This is a genomic window from Streptomyces sp. NPDC107559 (assembly GCF_055657365.1).
Genome location: NZ_JBVKBD010000008.1, coordinates 239,120 through 261,247, shown reverse-complemented (window position 1 = coordinate 261,247; position 22,128 = coordinate 239,120). Strand labels below are relative to the sequence as shown.

21 protein-coding genes and 2 pseudogenes are annotated in these 22,128 nt (G+C 69.6%); 13 read left to right on the top strand and 10 right to left on the bottom strand.

Annotated features, from left to right (window positions below; translation table 11 throughout):
- The first annotated feature begins 75 nt into the window (after window positions 1–75).
- Entirely contained in the window at window positions 76–840 is a 765-nt protein-coding gene (locus tag ACZ7OY_RS24555) for an SDR family oxidoreductase (protein WP_471913345.1), read from the top strand.
- Between the two features lie 240 nt (window positions 841–1,080).
- Here the strand turns inward: ACZ7OY_RS24555 and ACZ7OY_RS24550 are convergent, their stop codons facing one another.
- Window positions 1,081–1,653: an ester cyclase gene (locus tag ACZ7OY_RS24550; protein WP_471913344.1), complete on the bottom strand. Its 573-nt coding sequence runs from the start codon at window positions 1,651–1,653 to the stop codon at window positions 1,081–1,083.
- Between the two features lie 158 nt (window positions 1,654–1,811).
- Here ACZ7OY_RS24550 and ACZ7OY_RS24545 point away from each other — a divergent pair, with 158 nt between their 5' ends.
- The 4 genes and pseudogenes from ACZ7OY_RS24545 to mug all read left to right on the top strand — a co-directional run bounded on the left by ACZ7OY_RS24545 (window position 1,812) and on the right by mug (window position 5,969).
- Window positions 1,812–2,435 (top strand): TetR/AcrR family transcriptional regulator, encoded by a 624-nt coding sequence (locus tag ACZ7OY_RS24545; protein ID WP_471913343.1) that lies wholly within the window; start codon window positions 1,812–1,814, stop codon window positions 2,433–2,435.
- Between the two features lie 517 nt (window positions 2,436–2,952).
- Window positions 2,953–3,087 (top strand): annotated as a pseudogene (locus tag ACZ7OY_RS24540) (2-oxoglutarate dehydrogenase E1 subunit family protein); the annotation flags it as partial.
- A 249-nt stretch (window positions 3,088–3,336) separates the two neighbouring features.
- Window positions 3,337–5,346, top strand: a pseudogene (locus tag ACZ7OY_RS24535) (thiamine pyrophosphate-dependent enzyme); the annotation flags it as partial.
- Entirely contained in the window at window positions 5,250–5,969 is a 720-nt protein-coding gene (mug, locus tag ACZ7OY_RS24530; RefSeq protein WP_471913342.1) for a G/U mismatch-specific DNA glycosylase, read from the top strand. The pseudogene ACZ7OY_RS24535 and the gene mug, both read left to right, overlap by 97 nt.
- Here mug and ACZ7OY_RS24525 read toward each other — a convergent pair.
- Complete coding sequence (locus tag ACZ7OY_RS24525) at window positions 5,954–6,250, bottom strand: MarR family winged helix-turn-helix transcriptional regulator (RefSeq protein WP_471913341.1); 297 nt, start codon at window positions 6,248–6,250, stop codon at window positions 5,954–5,956. The two genes, mug and ACZ7OY_RS24525, sit on opposite strands and share 16 nt — an antisense overlap.
- Before the next feature lie 314 nt (window positions 6,251–6,564).
- Between ACZ7OY_RS24525 and ACZ7OY_RS24520 the strand changes: the two genes are divergently transcribed.
- Together ACZ7OY_RS24520 and ACZ7OY_RS24515 are read left to right on the top strand one after the other, a co-directional pair.
- Window positions 6,565–8,052 (top strand): SLAC1 family transporter, encoded by a 1,488-nt coding sequence (locus tag ACZ7OY_RS24520; protein WP_471913340.1) that lies wholly within the window; start codon window positions 6,565–6,567, stop codon window positions 8,050–8,052.
- 195 nt (window positions 8,053–8,247) lie between these two features.
- Complete coding sequence (locus ACZ7OY_RS24515) at window positions 8,248–9,351, top strand: TDT family transporter (protein ID WP_471913339.1); 1,104 nt, start codon at window positions 8,248–8,250, stop codon at window positions 9,349–9,351.
- Window positions 9,352–9,456: 105 nt separating this feature from the next.
- Here the strand turns inward: ACZ7OY_RS24515 and ACZ7OY_RS24510 are convergent, their stop codons facing one another.
- From ACZ7OY_RS24510 to ACZ7OY_RS24500, 3 genes are all read right to left on the bottom strand, one after another.
- On the bottom strand, window positions 9,457–10,476 hold the full coding sequence (locus ACZ7OY_RS24510; RefSeq protein WP_471913338.1) for a GlxA family transcriptional regulator: 1,020 nt from the start codon (window positions 10,474–10,476) through the stop codon (window positions 9,457–9,459).
- Window positions 10,477–10,751: 275 nt separating this feature from the next.
- Window positions 10,752–11,723, bottom strand: a complete 972-nt coding sequence (locus ACZ7OY_RS24505; protein WP_471913337.1) for a hypothetical protein — start codon at window positions 11,721–11,723, stop codon at window positions 10,752–10,754.
- Between the two features lie 292 nt (window positions 11,724–12,015).
- Complete coding sequence (locus ACZ7OY_RS24500; RefSeq protein WP_471913336.1) at window positions 12,016–12,417, bottom strand: hypothetical protein; 402 nt, start codon at window positions 12,415–12,417, stop codon at window positions 12,016–12,018.
- Between the two features lie 175 nt (window positions 12,418–12,592).
- Between ACZ7OY_RS24500 and ACZ7OY_RS24495 the strand changes: the two genes are divergently transcribed.
- Together ACZ7OY_RS24495 and ACZ7OY_RS24490 are read left to right on the top strand one after the other, a co-directional pair.
- On the top strand, window positions 12,593–13,270 hold the full coding sequence (locus tag ACZ7OY_RS24495) for a response regulator (protein ID WP_471913335.1): 678 nt from the start codon (window positions 12,593–12,595) through the stop codon (window positions 13,268–13,270).
- On the top strand, window positions 13,267–15,150 hold the full coding sequence (locus tag ACZ7OY_RS24490) for a sensor histidine kinase (protein ID WP_471913334.1): 1,884 nt from the start codon (window positions 13,267–13,269) through the stop codon (window positions 15,148–15,150). Before ACZ7OY_RS24495 ends, ACZ7OY_RS24490 begins: the two co-directional genes overlap by 4 nt.
- 190 nt (window positions 15,151–15,340) lie before the next feature.
- Here the strand turns inward: ACZ7OY_RS24490 and ACZ7OY_RS24485 are convergent, their stop codons facing one another.
- A complete protein-coding gene (locus ACZ7OY_RS24485; RefSeq protein ID WP_471913333.1) occupies window positions 15,341–15,565 on the bottom strand; it encodes a hypothetical protein in 225 nt (74 codons plus the stop codon).
- A 56-nt stretch (window positions 15,566–15,621) separates the two neighbouring features.
- Between ACZ7OY_RS24485 and ACZ7OY_RS24480 the strand changes: the two genes are divergently transcribed.
- Together ACZ7OY_RS24480 and ACZ7OY_RS24475 are read left to right on the top strand one after the other, a co-directional pair.
- Entirely contained in the window at window positions 15,622–16,470 is an 849-nt protein-coding gene (locus ACZ7OY_RS24480; RefSeq protein ID WP_471913332.1) for a WD40 repeat domain-containing protein, read from the top strand.
- A 50-nt stretch (window positions 16,471–16,520) separates the two neighbouring features.
- On the top strand, window positions 16,521–16,742 hold the full coding sequence (locus ACZ7OY_RS24475; protein WP_471913331.1) for a WD40 repeat domain-containing protein: 222 nt from the start codon (window positions 16,521–16,523) through the stop codon (window positions 16,740–16,742).
- 178 nt (window positions 16,743–16,920) lie between these two features.
- Here the strand turns inward: ACZ7OY_RS24475 and ACZ7OY_RS24470 are convergent, their stop codons facing one another.
- Together ACZ7OY_RS24470 and ACZ7OY_RS24465 are read right to left on the bottom strand one after the other, a co-directional pair.
- Window positions 16,921–17,160: a hypothetical protein gene (locus ACZ7OY_RS24470; RefSeq protein WP_471913330.1), complete on the bottom strand. Its 240-nt coding sequence runs from the start codon at window positions 17,158–17,160 to the stop codon at window positions 16,921–16,923.
- A 1,398-nt stretch (window positions 17,161–18,558) separates the two neighbouring features.
- The gene (locus ACZ7OY_RS24465; RefSeq protein WP_471913329.1) at window positions 18,559–19,035 is read right to left on the bottom strand and encodes a winged helix-turn-helix transcriptional regulator; all 477 of its coding nucleotides are present in this window, start codon (window positions 19,033–19,035) and stop codon (window positions 18,559–18,561) included.
- 374 nt (window positions 19,036–19,409) lie between these two features.
- Between ACZ7OY_RS24465 and ACZ7OY_RS24460 the strand changes: the two genes are divergently transcribed.
- Both ACZ7OY_RS24460 and ACZ7OY_RS24455 read left to right on the top strand, forming a co-directional pair.
- Window positions 19,410–20,108: an SDR family oxidoreductase gene (locus ACZ7OY_RS24460; RefSeq protein ID WP_471913473.1), complete on the top strand. Its 699-nt coding sequence runs from the start codon at window positions 19,410–19,412 to the stop codon at window positions 20,106–20,108.
- 313 nt (window positions 20,109–20,421) lie between these two features.
- On the top strand, window positions 20,422–20,628 hold the full coding sequence (locus tag ACZ7OY_RS24455) for a hypothetical protein (protein WP_471913328.1): 207 nt from the start codon (window positions 20,422–20,424) through the stop codon (window positions 20,626–20,628).
- Here the strand turns inward: ACZ7OY_RS24455 and ACZ7OY_RS24450 are convergent.
- A complete protein-coding gene (locus ACZ7OY_RS24450) occupies window positions 20,617–21,315 on the bottom strand; it encodes a DedA family protein (RefSeq protein WP_471913327.1) in 699 nt (232 codons plus the stop codon). The genes ACZ7OY_RS24455 and ACZ7OY_RS24450 overlap by 12 nt on opposite strands.
- A gap of 5 nt (window positions 21,316–21,320) precedes the next feature.
- Entirely contained in the window at window positions 21,321–22,079 is a 759-nt protein-coding gene (locus ACZ7OY_RS24445; RefSeq protein WP_471913326.1) for a hypothetical protein, read from the bottom strand.
- Window positions 22,080–22,128 lie beyond the last annotated feature (49 nt).

Genomic DNA, 22,128 nt, shown 5'->3' with positions numbered 1-22,128 from the left:
GGACGAACCAGGGATCGCCGGTCCCCCGATAAGTGGTCCCTGCACCCGCGGCCGCGGGCAGGTGAGGATCGGGGCATGAACATCTCCGGAAACACCGTCTTCATCCCCGGCGCCACCAGCGGCATCGGCCTCGCTCTCGCCCTCGCGTTGAAGGCGCGGGGCAACACCGTCATCATCGGCGGCCGACGCACCGAACTCCTCGAACGGATCGCGGCCGAGCACCCCGGCATCGGCACCGTCCACATCGACACCGCGGACGCGGCGAGCATCAGCACCGCCGCACGGCAGGTGCTGGCCGCTCACCCGGACCTCGACGTCCTGGTGACGATGGCCGGAGTCATGCACCCCGAGGACTGGCGCAAGCCCGAAGCGTTCCTCGCCACCGCCGAGTCCACCGTGACGACGAACCTGCTGGGTCCGATCCGGCTCATCGCCGCGTTCGTCGAGCACCTCCAGACCCGGCCGGACGCCACGATCATGACCGTCTCCTCGGGCCTGGCATTCACCCCGCTGAGGATCACACCGAGCTACAACGCGACGAAGGCCGCCATCCACATGCTCAGCGAGTCCATCCGGTTGCAGCTCGCCGGTACCTCGGTGAAGGTCGTGGAGCTCGAACCGCCGGCCGTGCGCACGGCGCTGATGCCCGGCCACGAGGAGAACGCACACGCCATGCCGCTGGACGAGTTCGTCACCGAGGTGATGGACCTGATCGAATCCCAGCCGGATGCCAGGGAGATCCAGGTCGAGCGTGTGAAGTTCCTGCGCTACGGAGAGGCCCGCGGCGACTACGACCAGGTCGTGAAGACCCTCAACGCGCCGCTGCCGGCGCATCCGTGAGCGGTTTCGTCCGCGGGCGCGAGCGTGCTGACGCGGTGGACCGCCGGGACTTGTCATCGTTCCTGGTGGTCATGTCCGTTCCCCTGTCGGCGACTTGACATACCGTCGATGTCCGGCACTCATGCCGTCGTCGACGTGCAGGATCTCGCCGGTGATGAACGGCGCCGTCTCCAGGAAGAGCACCGCGTCGACGATGTCGCTCCCATGGCGTCGGCGCAGGCCGACAGCCGACCGATCGGCTCAGCGGCCCTCCGCGCGTCTGCCGTGCAGCAGCGCAGCCGCGTCGGCAGCCTCTGCCGTCACGCGGGCTGCGGCGCGGGCGGCTCGCCCCGTCATGCGCCAGGCAACCATGCGCAGTGCCGTGGGCGGGGCCGGCGGAAACACGCCGAGCTGGCCGAGCATGGTGATGTCGTCTCGTACCGCTTCATGGCTCACCACCTTGCCCTCGCGGAGGCCGAGCACATGGATCTGCTCGAAGTCGATGTCACGCCCGGTGGGCGGTATGGCCTGGTCCAGTACGCCGTTGCGATAGCGGACGAAGGGTCCAGAGTGGCGCCCGCGCATACGCAGCCGCACCCAGACCTGGTCGTCGTTGCGCGCGATGCCCAGGACCGGGAAGCGCAGGTCGCTGAAGGCGGATCGCATCCAGGCGCTCGACGCCAGGACGCCGGCCGGACCGGGCAGAGTGCAGGCCGGAGGCGCCACGGCGGCCTCGCGGTTACGGAAGTCCTCGTGCACCGTGTCGGCGGCCAGTGCCGGATCAGCCGACTCAAGGACCCGGAAGAGTCCGTGGGCCAATGCTGTGGGGTCCATTCCCATGGTGCGCTGCCTCTCGTGTCCCTGCGTTCGTGGTGATGACGTGGCTCGGCCCGCGGGGCCGGCGATCGGGTCGCGCATCCACACGCGGATGCGCGACCACGCCAATTGAGGTTACAACACACCTAATGAATTCATCGCGATAGAATCCGATCATGCCGCCAAAGCGCCCCTACGTCTCCCCGCTACGCGAGCAGGCCGCCACACGGACCCGCGAACTGATCGTGCGTCAGGCCACGCAGTTGTTCGCCGAACGCGGCTACGGCCGGGTGACCGTCGCCGACATCGCCGCGGCTGCGGGCGTGGCCCCGAAGACCGTCTTCGCGAGCATCGGAAGCAAGAGCGACATCCTGAACCGGATCGTCGACGAAGGCGTGAGCGCATCCGATTACGAACGCGCCATGCAGACATTGCTCGCGCGACGGACACCGGATTCGGTGCTGCGGGCACTGGCCCACGGCACACGAATGGGCAACGAGGGGCAGTTCCGCGTGCACGAGGCGATCCGTAAGGCGCTGCCTGTGCACGAGGACGGCGAGGCTCTGTGGGAGCGTGCCACGGCGGACTACCGCGACGCACTCCAGGCCACCGCCCGCCATCTGCACACGCTGACTCCGCCGCCCTTCTATTCGGTACAGGAGACAGCCGACCTGCTCTGGCAATGGTTCGGCCCCTCAGGCTGGCGCACCCTGGTGATCGAGAGCGGCTGGTCCTGGGACCGCGCCGAGGACGTCCTCTACCGCACGGCGGTCGCCGCACTGACTCCGGCCGTGGCGTGATCATGGATTCAACGGGCGGTGCCTCTCCGGTGTCGTCGAGTCTCTCCGCCTGATCTTCGAACTCTCCGGCCTGCGGGCCGGGGGCCGGCGCGCAGGCCCTGGAGGCACACGCCCGCTTCGGCGCGCACGCCGCCGACCCGCTGTGCGCAGCCGTGCATCGTGGGGGGAGGGGCAGACCGAAGGCGCCGTCGGGGACGCCGCCACAATCGAGGTTCCCACTGCCCTCACCGCGGCCGCGTTCTGCCGTACCGCGCCCGCGGCCCCGTAACTCTGGCCTCCAGGCACCGGCAGGTGCGGGGGCTCCGCAATCGGCCGGGTTGCGGAGGCCGCCTCGGAACCGGCTCCACTTGCACACAGGTGCCGCCTGGAGTCATGTCCAGATGTGACGCCGCCATGGCACAACCGCACGCTGCGTCCTCCGGGACACAGGCATAGCGTGGCTGGAGTGAAACGGCGCGCCGCCGTGCCGTCGGCGTCGGGCGTCGGCTTGCGATGAGGAAAGAAGGCGATCCACACGGTGGCATCGCGATCCCGCACCGGACAACCGGTGACCAACGACTTCGATTTCGGCCCCAACGCATGGTTCGTGGACGAACAGCACGAGCGCTATCTGCAGGACCCTGACTCCGTCGCCCCGGCATGGCACAACCTCTTCTCCTCCGCATCGGGAGCGCCTGAAGCATCCCGTGACAAGGCCGCCACGACGGGTGACGGCGTCGAGCAGGCCGCGGTCAAGGCGGTCCGCGTAGCGGCGCTCATCCACGCGTATCGCGTCCGCGGGCACCTGATGGCCGACACTGATCCCTTGGCGACGGAGCAGCCGGTCACCCCGTCCGAACTCGACATCGCCGCATTCGGACTCGGCGAGGAGGACCTGCCGCGGACGTTCGTCGTCGACGATTTCGCCGGGCAGGTCACCATGATGCTCGACGACGTCCTGCACGTACTGCGGGAGTCCTACTGCCGCACCATCGGCATTCAGTACATGCACATCCAGAGCTCCGACGAACGTTGCTGGGTCCAGGAGCGGTTCGAAGCGCCCTTGGCACGACCGGACCGCGCCGAACAGTTGCAGATCCTGTACCGGCTGGGCGCCGCGGAGGCATTCGAGAGATTCCTGCACACCAAGTACGTGGGTCAGAAGCGCTATTCGCTCGAGGGCGCCGAATCGGCGATCGTCCTGCTGGACGCCTTGCTGCACCGCTGCATCCGTCACGGGGTGCAGGAAGCCGTCATCGGCATGGCCCACCGCGGCCGGCTGAACGTCCTGGCCAACATCGTCGGCAAGTCGTACGCCGAGATCTTCCAGGAGTTCGAGGACACGGTGGACGTCCAGTCGGTCCAAGGCTCCGGAGACGTGAAGTACCACCTCGGCGCCGAAGGAACCTACCGGGCGAACGGTGACGATCCCGAGGCTGTCGTGCGCGCCGCACGGCTGGCGTTCGACTACCGCCAGACCTTCCGCAAGGACGTCGTCATCGACCTCGTATGTTACCGGCGCCACGGGCACAGCGAGGTGGACGACCCGTCCATCACCCAGCCTGCGATGTACGACCGCATCGATGCCGTGCCCTCCGTACGCATGCTCTACGCGGATACGCTGCTCCGCCGGGGCGAGGTGAGCGCACGGCAGGTGCAGGGCGCATTGCAGGACTTCCGGGGACGCCTCGAACGTGCCTTCGCCGAGACCCGCACCACGCCCGGCCCATCCGCCACGCAGACACCCGGTGACGCCGGTGGAGCGGGTGCCTGCGAAGTCGCCACCGCGATCTCCGAGGCCGCGGCGCGCCGTGTCATGGCCTCCCAGACCGACCTGCCCCCCGGCTTCACCGTGCACCCCCGTGTGCTGCCGCAGCTGAACGGACGGGTCGCGGCGCTCGACAGCGACACGATCGACTGGGCCGCCGCGGAGACCCTCGCTTTCGGCTCCCTGCTCCTCGACGGGGTTCCGGTCCGTCTGACCGGACAGGACACCCGCCGCGGCGCGTTCGGGCAACGGCATGCCGTGCTCACCGACCGGCACACCGGCATGGAGCACACACCGCTGAACACGCTCGGCGCACAGGCGCGCTTCGCGCCCAACGACTCCTCTCTGTCCGAGTTGGCGGCACTCGGCTTCGAGTACGGCTACGCCCTCGCACGACCGGACGCGCTGGTGCTCTGGGAGGCGCAGTTCGGCGACTTCGCAGACGAGGCCCAGACCGTCATCGACGAGTACATCGCATCGTCGGAGCAGAAATGGGGACAGCGCTGCGGGGTGACACTGCTGCTGCCGCACGGGCTCGAGGGCCAGGGTCCGGACCACTCCTCGGCCAGGATCGAACGGTTCCTCCAACTCTGCGCGCAGGGGAACATGAGTGTCGCCATGCCTTCCGTGCCCGGCAACTACTTCCATCTGCTCAGGCGTCAGGCCCTCGGTACACGGGAGAACAAGAGGCCCCTGGTCGTCTTCACCCCGAAGTCGATGCTGCGCCTGAAGTCGGCCACGTCCACGCTGGCGGAACTCACGACGTCGGGCTTCCGTGCGATCCTGCCGCAGGACACGGCTGATGCCGGACGGATCAAGCGCGTCCTGGTGTGTTCGGGCAAGATCTTCTACGGCCTCGACGCCTACCGGCGCGCCCAGGACGCGGCCGACACGGCCATCATCCGCGTGGAGCCCCTCCACCCGTTCCCGAAGAGGGAACTGGGCGCGGAGCTCGCTCGTTTCCCCGCCGACGCCGAAGTGCGGTGGGTGCAGGAGGAGGCGGAGAACCAGGGGCCCTGGATGTTCGTGGCCCCCCACCTGCAGCGCCTGACGGGCCGTCCCGTCACATGCGTCAGTCGGCCGCCGGCATCGGCGCCGGCAGTGGGTTCCGCCCGCCGGCACGCCGACGAGCAGAAGTCGCTGGTGGCAGCCGCCTTCCGCTGAACTGCCGCCCGCCGGAATCGGCTTGTGTTTCGAGGCACCGTGGAGCGACCATCGACAGCGATACGTACCCGACCCTCGACGATGTCGTCGCCGAGCACCTGGACGTCGTCTTCGTGGGGATCAATCCCGGTCTGGCATCGGCGGTTCGGGGCCACAGCTTCTCGACGCCGGGCAACAGGATGTGGCCGGCCCTCCACCGCTCAGGGTTCACGCCGCACCGGTTCCGGCCCGAGCAGGAGCGCGACCTGCTCGGCCTGGGCCTGGGTATCACGAGCATCGTCCGGCGGCCCACGGCTCGGGCATCGCAGCTCACGGCCGCCGAGTATGCCCAGGGAGGTATGGACCTGGTCCGGCGTATGGCAGCCCTGCACCCGAAATGGCTCGCCTTCCTGGGCGTCACCGGGTACCGCGCCGCGTTCGGGGCGGTCGACGCGGGCGTGGGCCGACAGTCGGCGGTCATCGGCGGAGCGCGTGTATGGGTCCTGCCGAATCCCAGCGGTCTCAACGCGCACTATCCGCCCTCGGCACTCGCCGTGGAGTTCGCCAGGCTACGGGTCGCCACCGGTCTGCCCGATCGTTCGGGCCTGATCGGCGACGGCCCGTTCGGTCAGCCGGCCGGTTGAAGGCCGGCATGGCGGCGCAGCCAGGTGCGCGCTGTTCCCTCCGCCTCGGCGAGCCGGGCGCGTCCCGTGCCGGTCAGGGTGACCTCGACCGTCCTGCGGTCTCCCGCACGGCGAGCGCGTTCGATCAGTCCGGCCGCCTGCAGCCCCTTGAGCACGAAGGTCATACGGGTACCCGCTTCCTTGAGGGACGCCGTCAGCTCAGCCACGGGCACAGCCCGCCCCTCGGCCGCGCCGACGACGCCGAGAACGAGGTACTCGTGGAGCGACATACCGTGCAGCATCCGCAACTCTCCATGCAGGAGCGCGAGGCTCGGCAGGAGGGACGGGGACTGTCGTGTGGTGTCCGACGGATCAAGGGTGCTCATGACTGTCTGCAACCAGGTCCGGTACGACTCCGATGGCGCGCCTGACGGACACGACGGCCTCGGATCAGGACACGGGAGCACCTTGCTCGCCGACGCGACGTGACACAGCTCGGTCAGCGCACCGTCTTCATGGTGGCCGTCCCGGCCCGCACAGTCGCGCTGCCAGAACGCCGACTAAATGCGCATAACAGTAAAATACCCATACGGCGAAAGCGGCCGAAAGGTGCGTCATGGCCAGGCAGATCACCTACCGCAGGATGACCGAGCCGACCTCCGACCAGGACGGTGATGCAGGCGGGCGCATCCTGGTCGACCGGCTCTGGCCGGAGGGTCTTCGGCGGCAGACTGCTCCGCTCGACGAGTGGTTGTCGGACATCGCGCCGTCCCGTGAACTGCAGGACTGGTACGGCCGACACCCACTGCAGTTCGGCGAGTTCCGTCGCCGTCATCTCACCGAACTGACCGACCCGGGACATCGGCACGCGGCCGCCCGGCTGCGGGAAATGGCCGAGCGCCGCAGTCTCACCCTGCTGACCGCCGCCCGGGACACGGATCACAGCCATGCCGCCGTCCTCGCGGAATGGCTCACCGACGACCAGGACGGTGCACAGCGCCCGGGCACCCGCCCTCCCGGCCCGGGGGCCACAGAGCACGCTCCGCCACCGTCCGGATACCGCGCGATCCTCTCGGCGGCGGTGACCAACTTCAACGCCGCGTCGCTCTCGTTGGTCATGGGCACCGGAATCGTCTCCACGGGTCTCTACGTCAACGGCGCCGGCACGGCCTCCGCGGTACTGCTGTGGGTGGCTCTGGCGGGCTTCGCGGTGCTGGTGCCCGCCTGCGGCTGGTGGATGCTGCGCCGACGCCGACGCTTCGTGGCGGCCTTCGTCGGGCCGCGGTCCTTCGTGCTGCTCACCCTCACCATCTCTGCCAACGTGCTGGCGGCGCGTCTGGTGCTGGACGGTCACACCGCGGTGGCCGCGGCGTTCCTGGCGTTCGGGACGCTGGGATGGCTGGTGCTGGACTACGCCGTACCACTCGCGCTCATCACCACCGTGAAGCGGGCCCCCTCGCTGGACCAGGCCAACGGCACGTGGTTCCTGTGGGCGGTGGGCTCGGAATCGGTGGCGGTCGCCGCAGCCGCGCTGGCCCGGACCACGCACGGCCAAGCCCTGGCTGTACTGGCCGTCGTGTGCTGGGGCATCGGCCTGCTCCAGTACCTGCTCACGGCCCCGATCGTCCTGACCAGGCTGCTCGCGCGCCCCATCCAGCCGGATGGTCTCCTGACATCCGTCTGGATCTTCATGGGAGCGGCGGCGATCGCCGTGCTCGCCGCCGTCCGGCTGACGGCTCTTCCACCGAGTGACACGCTGCTCTCGCGTCCGCTGCTGGTCGGGGTGGCCGTGGTGCTGTGGGCCTTCTCCAGCTGGCTGATCCCGCTCCTGCTCGCCCTCGGGGTCTGGCGGCACGTGCTGCGCCGCATCCCGTTGCGCTACGAGGTCGGCTGGTGGAACCTCGTCTTCCCCATCGGTATGTATGCGGTCACCACCCACGAGTTGGGGCGCGCGACCGGGACCTCGTGGATGACCGGTACGGGGCGCTGGGAGATCTGGCTGGCCGCAGCCGTGTGGGTCCTGGTGTTCGCGGCGATGGCGGCCGCCCGGTTCCCCCGCGCCACAGGTGCCCGGGAACCAGGCACCGATCGGGCACTGCCGTAGACGTGCCCATGATCCGGCCCCGCGCCCTCAGCGCGAAATCACCGGCTCCCGTCACGGCGCCCCGCGAAGGCGGTCGGGCGCGCCGGTGGAACACACCGGCCCGCACGGCATGCGGCACCTCGATGTGCGCCAGCAGCCCATCACATGAGGACATGGTCAACAGACCTGCACCTGCCCGAGCCTAGGCTCCGAATCATGGATCTCTCGCTGCCGACCCGCCCTTCACCGCTCACCGCTACCACGACGACACCTCCGCTCCTCGGCCCCACCTGGTTCGCGGCGGTGATGGGCACAGGCATCGTGGCCGACGCAGCGACATTCCTCCCATGGACCTTTCCCGGGCAACGGACGGCCGCCACGGTGGTCTGGGCGGGCGCCGGGATCCTGCTGGTGGTACTGGCCGCGTGCTACCTCCGGCAGAAACCGATCCGTTCCCACGCCGCCGACCCGGCGATGGCCCAGTTCCTCGGCGCTCCACCGATGGCACTGCTCACCGTGGGCGCCGGCGCGCTGCTGCTGGGCAAGGACCTGATCGGGCTCGACGCGGCAGTAACCGTGGACTGGGTCCTGTGGCTCACGGGTACCGCACTCGGCCTGGCCACCGCCTGCGCGGTGCCGCACCTCATGGTCACGCGGCACCGTTTCTCCCCGGACGCTGCGTTCGGCGGCTGGCTGATGCCGGTGGTGCCGCCGATGGTCTCCGCCGCGACGGGTGCGCTGCTGGTGCCGTACGCACCGGCCGGCCAGCTGCGGCTCAGCCTCCTGCTGGGCTGCTACGCGATGCTGGGCCTCGGCCTGGTCGCGACGCTGCTGATACTGACCATGATCTACGGCCGTCTGGTGCACCATGAGGTGCCCACCGGGGCCGCGGTGCCCACCGTATGGATCGGCCTGGGCGCGCTGGGGCAGTCCGTGACGGCCCTCGGCGCGCTGGCATCGGCGGCACCGAGTGCGCTGACCGCGCCCTACACGCGTGGTGCGGAGGTGTTCGCGCTGGTGGGCGGCATCATGGTGTGGGGCTTCGCCATGCTGTGGCTGGCCCTCGCCACGGGGCTGACGATACGGACGGTCCGGGCCGGTCTGCCGTTCGCGCCCACGTGGTGGTCCTTCATCTTCCCGATGGGTGCCGGCGTCACGGCCACCGGGACCCTGGCCTCCCGCACGGGCTCCGCACCGCTCGGCTGGGTGACCGCCGTGCTGTACGCGGCTCTTGTCCTCGCCTGGCTGGTGGTGGCGGGCCGGTCCCTGCGCCACGCCACCCAGCACATGCGCCGCTCCGCCCGTCGGATCGTCGGCTGAACCCCGGGACGTGATCCTCCGAAGTCGGTCTCGGCGTAGTGGGGCTTGCGGTCGGCGGCGGTGTAGCTCAGGGCGACGCAGCAGGCGGGCGTCAGCATCGCCCCACTATCCCGAAGCCCCCGCCGATTCCGGGGACTTGTGTCTCACGCCCGTCGTCCGGAAGCTGGTGCGAAAAGCGCCGGGCGTGACGCCCAGGTGCCGTACGAACGCTCTGCGCAGCGACTCGGGAGAGCCGAACCCTGTGCGTCGCGCCACCACCTCCATGGGGTCGTCCCCTGTCTCCAGCAGGACCTGGGCCGCCTCGACCCGCACCTGCTCCACGTACCTGGCCGGTGTCGTCTCCGTCTCCTCGTGAAAGAGCCGGGTCAGGTGGCGGGCGCTGACTCCTGCCCGTCGCGCCATCGCGGCGAGGCTGTGGTTGGCTCCCGGGTCCTCGGCCACAGCGTCCAGGACCCGGCGGAGCAACTCCTGCCGGGAGTGGGGAATTTGAGACCGGACGCTGAACTGCGACTGGCCTCCCGGTCGTTGCATGAAGACGACCATGTCCTTCGCCACCGCCCGAGCGACCGCCGCACCGTAGTGCTCCTCCACCAGCGCCAAGGAGAGATCGATACCGGAGCTCACGCCCGCCGATGTCATCATCGTGCCGTCCCGTACGAAGATGGCGTCCGGCTCGACCCGCACGGACGGGAAACGCTGCGTCAATCGGCGTGTGAAGCGCCAATGGGTCGTGGCACGACGGCCGTCCAGAAGACCGGCCGCGGCCAGCAGGAACGCTCCCGAGCACACAGAGGCCGTACAGGCCGCTGTCCCGCTCAGTCGGCGGACGGCATCCACCAGTACATCGTCCTTGATCAGCGTCTCCCACTCCGGACCCCCCGGAATGATCAGCACGTCGGACGGCTCACGGACCTCGTCGGCGGCGCGGTCGGCACCGATGCGGGTCCCGGCCGAGGTGATCACGGCTGCCCCGTCCTCGGAGACGATCTGCACCTGATAGCGGCCCCCGAACTCGTTGGCCGAGGCGAACACCTCGACGGGGCCCGTGACATCGAGCAGTCGCACGCCGGGGAACACGAAGACCGTGACCCTCAGCGCGTTCGTTCCAGGACGGTTGCCGTTCATCGGGCGCCTCCGGGCCGTGCGCGACGGGCGTCTCTGACTGTCCGGTCGCTGGGAGGCCCGCGGTGCCCAGCGCCTCACTCGGTCCATGCTCCGTGCCCGAAGGCGGCCGGCGCCACGACTTGTCCCCTCCCTACTGGGAGGCGCAGCCTCCCAGCACCGCTCAGTGACCGGCGGCCCGGCGACCTTCTTGCCAGAGTTGCTCATGGTCGACCGAATACGGGCACTCGGCCAGAGGCATCGGCATCCGGCGTCCGGATCCGCGCACCCGCACGTGATCAGCACCCGACAGGAAAGTCGACGCTCTTGCCGCCGTATCGGATGGCCAGCTCGAATCCTCCACCGGAACCGGTGTAGATACCGTGGATCCCGATGGTCTGGCTTTCCCCGGCCGCCACCGACCCCGACGGGGGATCCACGGTCACGCCGGACAGCAAGTCGGCGCCGGCGGCGCCCGCCGTGTCGGTCAGGGCCGCGGTCCACTCGACCGGGCCGTCGGACGCGAGGACCGTGACCGAGCCGTCGAGGGCGGTGCAGTCGGCGGGGGCGATGCCGGTGGAGCCGGCGGCGGAGAGGGTCGGCTCCTCCGTGGGGGTGACCGGCGGTGTGACCTGGTCGGTCCGGGCGGTCAGGGCCACTTGGGAGGCCGGGCCCGGAGTGTTCTGGTGGATGACGAACCGCGCGGCGTAGTCGGTCAGCCCGTCAGTCCGCACGGCCCAGACCCGCAACCTGCAGTCCTGTCCCGGCGGGATGACCTTGTTCTCGCAGTCGTCGCTCCGGTGCCAGGCGGCGGCGCCCTCGCCCTCGAACGCCATGGAGGTGAGCCGCAGATCTGCGCTGCCCGTACTCCTGATGGTGACCTCCTGTCGGCACTCCTTGCCGACGCAGGACAGTTCGAGCGAGGCCGGGGACACCTCGGCACCCGCGTTCTTGTCGATCTTTTCCGGGCCTGTGTTGGAGATGGGAAGGGACGGGAGGTCCCAGTCGTCGCGGTACTTGTCGTACACGGACCGGACCGTGGTGCCTCCGCCCCCGTCGGCGGGTCCGTGGGCCAGCGCCGAGAGGGGCTGGCCCAGGGTTGCCTCCAGCGTCGTGATCGACGCGAAGGGGAGGGCGAGTGCCACCACGGCCAAAACGGCCTTGGCCGATCGGGCGGCCAGGGCGGTCAGCGCCATCACCACACTGGTGCCGGTGATGCCGGCGAACGCGGCGAGGTCACCGAAGTGCGCCAGAACCGCGGAAATGATCAAACCGACGACGGCCTCTACGAGTTGAGTTCGAATGATGCGCCCCATGACTGCCTTTCTGCGCATGCGCGATGAGGAGATCCCGAGCAGGCCGGCGCCTGCGGGACGGTTGCGTGAGGAGTTGCCGTTGGGCGGGCGGTCCTCCGGACTCATCGCGCATCCCCGGCGACGAACAGCGCGCGGACGGCGGTGAGCCGGCGGAATCCGGCCGCGACGACGCACGAGCCGGTGCGGTGAGCGGAACGCGGGCGCGTGCGACACCGCCGCGGCCCGGATCCGTGGAGGTGTTACGCCGTCACGTGAGCGCCGATTCCGGAGCCGTACGGGACAGGACCAGGCCGGTCGTGACGACGGTGACCAAGATGAAGACGGCGACGACCGCCACGACCCACGCCGGGACACCGGTGACGAACAGTGCCGGGAGCGCGGTGATCGCCGACAGGATGCGGGACCCCGCGACGACGCGGGACCCGGTGCGGTTGCCGGTACGCCAGGTGTAGACGACGGCGACGACGGTGATCAGTCCAAGAACGACGTCGGCGACGATGATGCTTGTCGGCGGCCCTGCCTCGCCGCTGTCCGGCGCCAGGACGTCGCTCGCGGAGCTCGTGTCCATCAGCCCGAGTAGGGCGGCGAGCCCGAGGCCCACCTTGTTCTTGCGGCTGAGCGCGGGCCGCACCGCTTCCTTCCGGCTCATGTCGTCTCCCCCGTCCGGGTGTTGGGGCCGTTCACGCGACGGCCGATGAACCGACTGTCGCGGCACGGCCCCTCGGCGCGCATCGTCAGAAACTCCCGCCCGCCCGGGAGGATTTCCCCGTCCTCAGGGACCGTGAACTCTCCCGGCCGGGAATCCCGTCGGCCATCATCGGGACATGACCTCCCCCGCCGGCCCGATCCGGGTCCTCATCGCCGACGACCACCCCGTCGTACGACGCGGTATGAGCGCGCTGCTCGCCTCGCTGGACGGCGTGGAGGTGGTGGCAGAGGCGGCGAACGGCGAAGAGGCGTTACGTGAGGCCCAGTTGAGTCGGCCCGACGTCGTCGTGATGGACATCCAGATGCCCGCGCTGGACGGCGTCGAGGCGACCCGGCGGATGACCGCACTGCTGCCGGACGTGGCGGTGCTGGTGGTCACCATGTTCGAGGACGACGAGACGGTGATGTCCGCGATGCGCGCCGGCGCCCACGGCTACCTCCTCAAGGGCGCCCAGCAGGAGGAGATCCTGACCACGCTGCGCGCGGTCGCGGCCGGGCAGTACGTGATCACGCCCGGGGTCGCGGCACGCCTCCTCGGCCGCCTCTCCCCCGCGCCGGCGCGGGCCGTCCCCTTCCCCGAACTGACCGACCGTGAGCGGGAGGTGCTCGACCGCCTGGCCCGGGGATACTCCAACGCCCGGGTGGCGGCCGACTTGTCGCTGGCCGAGAAGACCGTGTCGAACCGGCTGTCCGCGATCTTCCTCAAGCTGGGCGTGAGCGGACGGACCGAGGCGGTGATCATGGCCCGCGAACACGGGCTGGGCGGTGGTGCACCGGAGGCGGCAGGACCGTGAGCGTACGGGTTCTGAGCGTCTGCGGCCCGCTCGCGCTTCTCTCTGCTGCCGACCTGGCCTCCCTCGGCCTCGCCCCGCCCTCGCCCGCCTCCGAGCAGTGGGTGATCTGGGCGGTCGTCGTCGGCACGTTCCTGGGGATCTGCTGCGGGACGGTCATCGCCCGACGCCCTGGCGTGGCGGCGCTTCCGTTCCTCGGCGCGTCCGCGGCCGGTCTGCTGGCCGCCCCGCTCGCACTCGCCGCGGGTGCCCACGCACTCGCCGTGGCGCTCGCCGTCCTGGCGGCGACCGTGAGCCTGCCCCTGGCGGCCCTACGCGTCGTACCGGAACGACCGCCGTCCCGACTGCTGCTCGGCGTCGACGCGGCCCTCGTCGTCACCGGCACCGGATGCGCGGTGGCCGCGACGACCGATGTGAAGACCGCCCAGGTCACGGCGATCATCGCGGCCGGCACCGTCATGCTCGCCGGAACATGGGTGCTCTTCGAGCTCACGGCCGGGGACGACCGACGCCGCGTACTGTGGCTGGTGCTGGGCGCCGCCGCCACAACGCTGGCCGGCATATTCCAGTTCGCCGCCGAGAACTCCCTGCCCGTGGGCCCCGTACCCTCGGCGATGATCACGAGCGCGGTGTCACTGCTGCTCCCCCTCACCATCACCGTCGCGCTCGTCGCGCCGCGCCGGGCCGACGTACGCGTCGTCATCCGCGGGGCGACCATCCTCATCGTGATGCTGGCGCTGAGCGCGGCCGTGTACGAGGGGGCCGCGGCGGTCTGGGAGTTGGTGGTCGGAGCCCGGCCCGGCAAGGGGGTGCCGGCCCTGCTGGCGGCCGCGATAGCCGCCGGGTACCAGCCCGTGAAGCGGCAGGTCGAGGCCGGCATGGACGAGATGCTGTTCGGCAGGTCGGCCGACCCGGTCGAGACGCTGACCCGGCTCGGTACGGATCTCACGGCGGGCGCCCCGCCCCCGAGATGGCTGCAGACCCTGCGCTCCACCCTCGGTGTGCCCGGCATCGCCCTGCGCCAGGGAGGAACCACCGTCGGCCTGGCGGGCAGCATGGACGACGGCCACACCACCCCCATCGCCCTGAGCGCGGGGGCCGACCACGTGGGCGACCTCGTCGTGTGCCTCCCACCCGGACACCTGCGGCTGCCCCAGGCCGCCACGGCGGTGCTCGAACTCGTGGCGGTACCACTCGCCCAGGCCCTGCACGCCGCACGGCTGAGCGAGCAACTGCGCGTCTCCCGCGGCCGGGTGGTGACCGCGCTCGAAGAGGAACGCCGCCGGATGCGCCGGGATCTGCACGACGGTCTCGGCCCGGCCCTGACCGGCATCGCCTACACCGCCGACGCGGCCGCCAACCTCATGGCCGCCGACCCGGAGCGTGCCGTCCAGACGATGCGCGGACTGCGCGCCGACATAGGCGACGCCATCACCGAGATCCGCCGGATCGTCTACGGCCTGCGACCTCGGGCCCTCGACGAACTCGGCCTCGTCGACGCCGTACGCCAGCGCATCGCCCCGCTGTGCGCCGCGGACGACCGGGCTCTGACGGTCACGATCGACGCTCCCCCACGGCTGCCGCCGCTCCCGGCGGCAGTCGAAGTGGCCGCGTACCGGGTGGCGGTGGAGGCCATCACCAACATCGCCCGGCATTCCGACGGCACCGTCGCCCACCTGTCCGTGCAGCTCACGGACCCCGCGCTGCTGCGCGTGACCGTCAGCGACCGCGGCCGGTGCACCCTGCCGTGGACACCCGGTGTGGGCATCCAGTCCATGCACGAACGCGTCGAAGAGATCGGTGGCGCACTCACCATCGAGACCACCCCCGAGGGTGCCACCGTCACCGCCGATCTGCCGCTCGCCATCCCCGCGGCCGAGTAGCCCTGGAATTGACATGCCGAGAACGTCCTGCGCACCTCACTCGCGCCTGGGCTCGAGGGCTGACCCGGTCGAACAGCAGGCGTGTGGCCTCGTCGGGCTCGACTGCTGTCACCGTGGTGCCCGCTGTTCCCCGCTCGATCTGGTGCGGTTCTGGTGCGGCGTCCTGAGCACTGCCGTACGGGTGCGATCGTCAGAGAAGACGCCACTCCCAGCACCATGGCTCCCAGCGGCCGGCCAGCGCCTCCACGTTCCCGGTTGCACGCTCGACGATCACTTGTTGACCCCGACGGTGGACTTGGTCTCCGGGCATGAGCAGCAGAGAGCGTTCCAGCTCGTAAATGGCGTCTGGATCGAGGCGCAGCTCGTTCGCCAGCAACGCCCTTTCCACCAGGGCCGGTTCCCCTTGCAGCACCATGTACCCATGATGCGATGACTTCGGGAAGCACCGCTTGAGAGTTCGATCCCTCACTCGTGCGGCTGGCTCGTGCTCGTGCTCGCTGGGCGGTACCGAACCGCCTGCGGGCGTTCCTGCCGGCTGGCTGGCCGGCAGGTCGAGAACCGAGGCGAAGCGCTGCCCGGTCGCTGATCCGGGCAAGGCCAGGCAGCCTGGGTTCAGTCCTCTGGGATGTGGCGGACGTATGCCGGGCGACCCCGACCGCCGCCCTCACCGGCCACCGCAGAGCGGTCAACGCGGTGGCGTTCAGTCCGCACGGACGGCTGCTGGCGTCAGGAAGCACCGACCGCAGCGTGATCCTCTGGGACGTCACGAACCCGGACGATCCGACCCGGTCGGCGGTCCTCGCCCATAAACGCCCCGGCTGGTTGTCACGCGACGGCTGGCGGCAAGGCGGTGTCCACGCGGTGAGTTTCAGCCCGGACGGACGGTTCATCGCCTGCGCCAGCGACCGCACCGTGGTCGTCTGGGACCTCTCCGACCCGGAACGACCGAGCCGGTGCACCCGCGTCACCCACCATCGGCGTCTGTGGCGATCAGGTCCCGTCACATCGGTGATGTTCAGTCCGAACGGACGGTTACTGGCCTCGGGTTGCGACGGCGCCAAGAACACCGGCGTGCTGTGGGATGTCAGCGATCCGGCCCATCCGGTCCGGACCGCCGTCCTCCGACCACAAGCCCGCACTTGGCCAAAGGCCCTGTCCTCGGGTGGGGCGCCGGCCGTCCATTCGGTGGGATTCCGTCATGACGGGGGCGGCTACTGGCCACCAGCAGCGGTGATCTGGGCGTCGTCTCCGGCACCTACGGGTCGTGGCGACAGGGTGCCGTCACGGTGTGGAACGTCACCGACCCGGCCCATCCCGTGAGAACGGGCGTAGGCACCCTCCCTCTGGCCAGTGGTGGGGACACAGGGCAGATGTATGCAGTGGCGTTCAGTCCGGACGGCCGGTTGTTGGCCTCCGGATGCGAGAACGCGACCGTGACCCTGTGGGATGTCACCGACCCCACGCACCTGACCCCGACCGCCCATCTCACCGGCCACCGCAAGGCCGTACGGAGTCTGGCGTTCAGCCCGGACGGACGGATGCTCGCCGGCTGCGGCGTCGACACCACAGTGAGATTGTGGGCAGCGAACTGACGGTCCACGCCGTTTTCCATGCTTCGAGCGCCAGGGCAGGGCTTCGGCCCGGTCGGCATTCCGTCAAGGGTTCATGACTACCATCCAGCCGGAGTTCTCACCCTCACCGAAGACTCCTACCGGACCCGCCAGCGAGGCGAGTTGCCGGCCGAGGAGAAGCACGCGCACCACGGCCGAACTACCAACCCATGTCCCGGGCGACTTCGCTCTGAGCCGCCGCGATGTCCTCGGCGCTCGCCCCGGTCACATCGGCGTCCGCGGCCCACTCCAGCCGTGACAGCAGATCGGCCAGGGCTTGTTTCTGAGCAGGATGGTTGACCGGCACCGAGTCGAGATCCGTGGTCATCAGCCAGTCGAACAACACGATGGCATCCGCACGCCACAGGCGCACCGACACGGTCGCGAGATCCTCTTCCATACGCCCATGATGCCGGGCAGAGCGAGCCGCTTGACCCAACCGCAAGCCCCCAGGGGGTAATTCTGCGCGACTGGTGGGTGTTCAGTTCCGCGAGAGCGTTGACACACCCGGGGATTGCCCACGAGGCCCGCTCGGTCGGCCGTCGGAAGGTCCGCCAGAAGCCGCAGGTCAGCCATGTGCGCGGACGATGCCAGGCGAGCACATGCAAACACCTTGGACGGGCCGGCTCCTGCCACCAGGGCAGCGAGTCAGGTCGGCAACTCCACCACCAGCCTCGTTCCGAGGCCGTACCCTCCCCGTCAGCCGGTTCTGTGTCGAGCAGACCGCCGGTGTCCTCGACCGTCAGCTCGACGAACAGGGCGTCCAGGGGCTCAAGAGCGTTCCGGAGCAGGACGGTCACATTTTCCGGGAGTTGACCGGATACCTGCTCCAACTGACCGCGCGAGTGGAGTCGTTGGTGGTAGAGGTCGCACGGATACCAGCCGGAGGGCGCCCAGGCCGCATGCATCGGCCTCACGAGTTTCTCCCACGCCCCCAAGGAGGTTCGCGCCTGCCACAGCGCCACTCCCGGAGTGGCGTCCTTCTGCGGGTACATGCGCTGCAGGTGCGCCGCAAAGATGTCGGCGATCGGGGTGGCGATCTTCGCATCGCCGATCACTTCGGGGATACGGGCAACCGTGACATGCGGTAGTCGGCCGACCGGAGCCTCAATCCTGTCGATCGTGCAGTGGGCTTCTTCGTCGTCGGACTCATCCACGCGCGCTCGCATGACGACCCCGCCTTCTGTGGCCAGCCAGTACGCGCTCGGCCGCGCTTCCTCAGCGGGGAAGAGAACCGCGGTACCTGTCGTACGGGCGAAAGCGCAGGCCAGTTCGCACTCGGTGGGCCGCGGGCGCACCGATTCCCGCACGTAGATGTCCAGGCGAGTGGATACGTCACCCTGGACGGTCACCTTCTCGCAGAGCACCGGAGCGTCCCAATTGCGCAGCTCCGGTTCGGTGTCCTCGTCGGCGACGTCCACTTCTTGTGCCCGCACGTGCAGGCACTGCGCGAGCGCCGCCGTGATCCTGTCGAGAGTCAGAGGCTCCAGGGCGAGAAGGTTGTACGTCATGGCGGATAGGTTCCGTTGTTGATGTCCAGGGCCTTCCGTACGGCCTGTGGGTCGTTGGCCAAGCGCCGAGGGCAGGCCATTCGAGGTGCCGCACCGATGTCACCCATGACCCTGGACAGACCCTGAAGGGCGGTCCTCCGGTCACGTGGCCACCGTGGAGATCCGGGTCCGTGCAGGACCAGTCGGCTGAGCAACACGGCCCGGACAGCGTGAAATTCACCCGGAAGGCGAAGCGGCTCTCAGGCTGCGACGGGCAGGGGGACGGCTCGGTCCCTCCGTGATTTCGGTCAACTCTCGTCCGCCACGGCCGCGATGGTGACCACTGCGGTGCTGGGCACTTCATGACCGTTGTCGTCGAGGAACCCGACATGGACGGGCCGGCCGGTCGACCGGGTCCGCCGCAATGCGGAGGGGCCCGACGGGCGTGGACGGTGGACGTCGCCCCACTGCTGGAGCGCGATCAGCACGATGCGCAAGTCGCGCCCCGCCTCTGTCAGGTGATAGCTCTGCCGCGGCCTGCTGCCCGGCTCCTGGTAGGTCTGCGTCTGAAGTACGCCGGCCTCGACAAGTAGCTTGAGACGGGAGCTGAGCAGGTTCGTTGCGATGCCGAGGGATGACTGGATCTCGGCGAACCGGTGCCTGCCGGCGAAGATCTCGCGAAGCACCAGGAGTGCCCAGCGTTCGCCGAGAATCTGCAGGCTGCGCTCGATGGAACAGGGCGGCTCGTCGTTACTGGGCCCTGACCGCTGCCGTCCGGTTGACATCGTCCACCTCCCACGCACTGCCGCCCGCGGCGTAGACGCCACGGCGCACCAAAGTCTTCGCCCCTCTGGATTGTATATCGCAATTCAGGCCTGCGGCTGCCGACGGTGGCACACCTCCGTCAGGTCACGCGGCTCCGGTCCGGCCATCTGACTTGCAAATCTAAATTCAGCCGATAGAGTCGCACGTCATGAGGGGTGAGCTGCTTGCGAGCCGCTCAGCAACACCTGACTACGCAAGGCCGTTCCCGGATGGAGCGGCTGGGGCCGTCGAGCCGGCCTCCCCTCGCGTTCCTGCCGGTCATACCTGGCCGGCAGACGACCACGTACCCATGAGCCCGCCTGGACAAGGCGTGCCTGCTGCAGAGGAACTCACGATGCAAATCAAGGGATCGGTCGCCCTGGTGACAGGCGCCAACCGCGGCATCGGCCGCGCATTCGCCCGCTCGCTGATCAACCACGGGGCCGCGAAGGTCTACGCCGGCGTCCGCGATCCTGCCAGCGTGACAGATGCCGATCTGGTCCCGCTGCGCCTGGATGTCACCGACCACGCGGAGGTCACCGCGGCCGCCGCCCTCGCAGACGACGTCACCATCGTGATCAACAACGCGGGGATCGGCGGTGCAAGCACCCGGCTCCTGGAAGGCAGCTTCGACGGGGCGCGCCAGGCGATGGAAGTCAACTACTTCGGCACCTGGGCGGTGGCCCGGGCCTTCGCTCCGGTATTGGCCCGCAACGGTGGTGGAGCACTGGTCAACATGCTCTCGCTGGCTTCCTGGGCCGGCCAGCCGCAGTTTCCCGGCTACGCGGCATCCAAGGCGGCGCAGTGGTCACTGACGGACGCCCTGCGACAGGCCCTGCACGCGCAGGGAACCCTGGTGGTGGGGGTGCATGCCGGGTTCGTCGACACGGATCTCAGCGCCTGGACCGACGCTGCGAAGATCAGCCCGGCCACGGTGGCCGAGCTGACCATGGACGCCCTGGCCGGCGACCGGTTCGAAGTCCTCGCCGACGAGGAAACCCGGCGCATCAAAGCCGCCCTGTCGCAGCCGGTCAGCGTGCCCTCCGGCGTCTGACGGCCGCACGCCGGACGGCCTGGGCCGTCAGGCCCGCCCCCGACCGAAGCACGAAGTCCGTGCCGGGACCTTGCGGAGGAGTCCCTGCGTGTCGGATGCCTTCTCGTCGCGTGGAACGTTCTCGACCGGAGTGAGCCCAACCGCGAGGCCGAGGACGGTTCCGCGGTGACGGCCGTGCCCCGCAAAGGCTTCGTCTCCACGCGGGCAGCGATCGTCGTCCGCGCGTCGGCCCCGGTGCCGGCCGACGCCGGGGAGACGAGGGGAACTCGCGGACCAGGAGCGATCGGTCTGGCTGTCGTTGATGGAGGTAGACATGGCTTCCTTCCCAGGGGTGGGTTGTTCGCTGCTCTTGAAGAGGGGCCAGGGGTGGGCCGGACCGCACGGGCAGTCGCGCCATGACCACGCGGGCCGGGTGCGCGGCCTGTGCGCCGGTGAGGTTCGGGTTCTCGGCTTCAGGGGCGTCCAGCGGTACGACAGCCCGTTCGAGATCGTCGACGGACAGAACCGGCTACCGCTGTGACTGCGTGCCAGCATGTGTCGGCCTGGGATCGGGGGCTCGCTCGGTCTCGCCGTGCGCCAGGGGCTTGGGCGTGGTCGGCGTGACGGGGCGGCCTCCGCGGCGTCCTCGGAACTTTCTGACGGTACAGGCCGCCACGGTCAGGGTGGCGAGGACAGCGACGCCGATCGGCCCGGCCGTATGCAGGAAGTCGGCGGCGGCCGCCCCGGCGAAATAGCCGAGCAGCACATTTCCGATACCCCAGACCAACGAAGCAGTGGTGCTGTAGACGAAAAAGCGGCGATACGGCATGCCCGATACACCGGCAACGTAGGGCAAGAAGGCCCGCACGAAACCGATGAACCGGCCGGTGAACAACGCCGCGCCACCGTGATGCGTCAGAAGAGCTTGGGCCCGTCCTTGCGGGTGGGAGCGGCCGGCCCTGCGTGTGCACCGTCCGCCGGGACGACGCGCGCACCGACGCCCCAGCGCATACCCGAGGTTGTCACCGGTGACTGCCCCGGTGACGACGGCTGCGACCACGATCAGGACGTTGAGGTCGCCTCGGCCGGCGACGGCGGACGCGACAAGGACGACGGACCCCCCAGGGACCAGCAGCCCGACGAAGGCGCTGGTCTCGCCGGCTGTCGCGGCGAACACGGCAGCGTAGGACCACCATCCGGCAGCTTCGATGAAACCCTCGGCACGCAAGGTCGTCAGCCTGCCTTGCGCGGCGGCAGGGAGGCGGTGGTCTGCCCTTGCCGCATCGCTCCGCCACGAGGCGGGAACGGCACGACCCGGCCATCGGAATCCCCGATGTCCGCGTGCCCGCAACTGTGTGCCCCGGGCCGCTGGATGCGTCCGGCGACGTACCACGCGACAAGAGGCACGCCCGCGGCCCACACTGCGCCGTGCACGGGATTGTTGGCGTTCAGCACAGACGCCCAAACAGCCGACACCGCGACCGTCATTGCGGCGATACCTGCCCGCACGGTCGCGAAGCCGGCGGCCCATGCCAGTCCCGTCAGCAGGTACCAGCCCGCGAAGACACCTGGCAGCGCGGCGTAGTCACTGATGCCAGACGCTTCAGGCGTTCGCAGCCCGCGCACGGATGCAGACTCGGCGACGACGAGGCCGGCCGTGACGCACAGCAGCAGCGCAATGGCCGCGCGAGCGTAGGCCGCGGGATGCCGGTGCGCCAGCCACAGCAGGGTCGGTGCCATCAGCGCCAGGGCAACAACGCCCTGCACCTGTGAGACTGCGTGCGACGTCTGCAGCAGGCCGAGGCTGCCTCGGTCGCCGGGGAACAGTGCGAGAAGGGCCGCGTGAAGGAGAGCGAGCGCCGCCGCGCCCGTTCCCGCCCGGCCCAACATCCGCTTCATCGCGACCGACCGTATGCGGGACCACGCATCGCCGACTTCACCGGTTGCACCCGGGCTCGACAGCGCTGCTGCGGTTTCCGGTTCGGATGTCACTGGCGCATGGGGTCAGACACTGCCCCACAAACACGTCCGGAGACCGCCC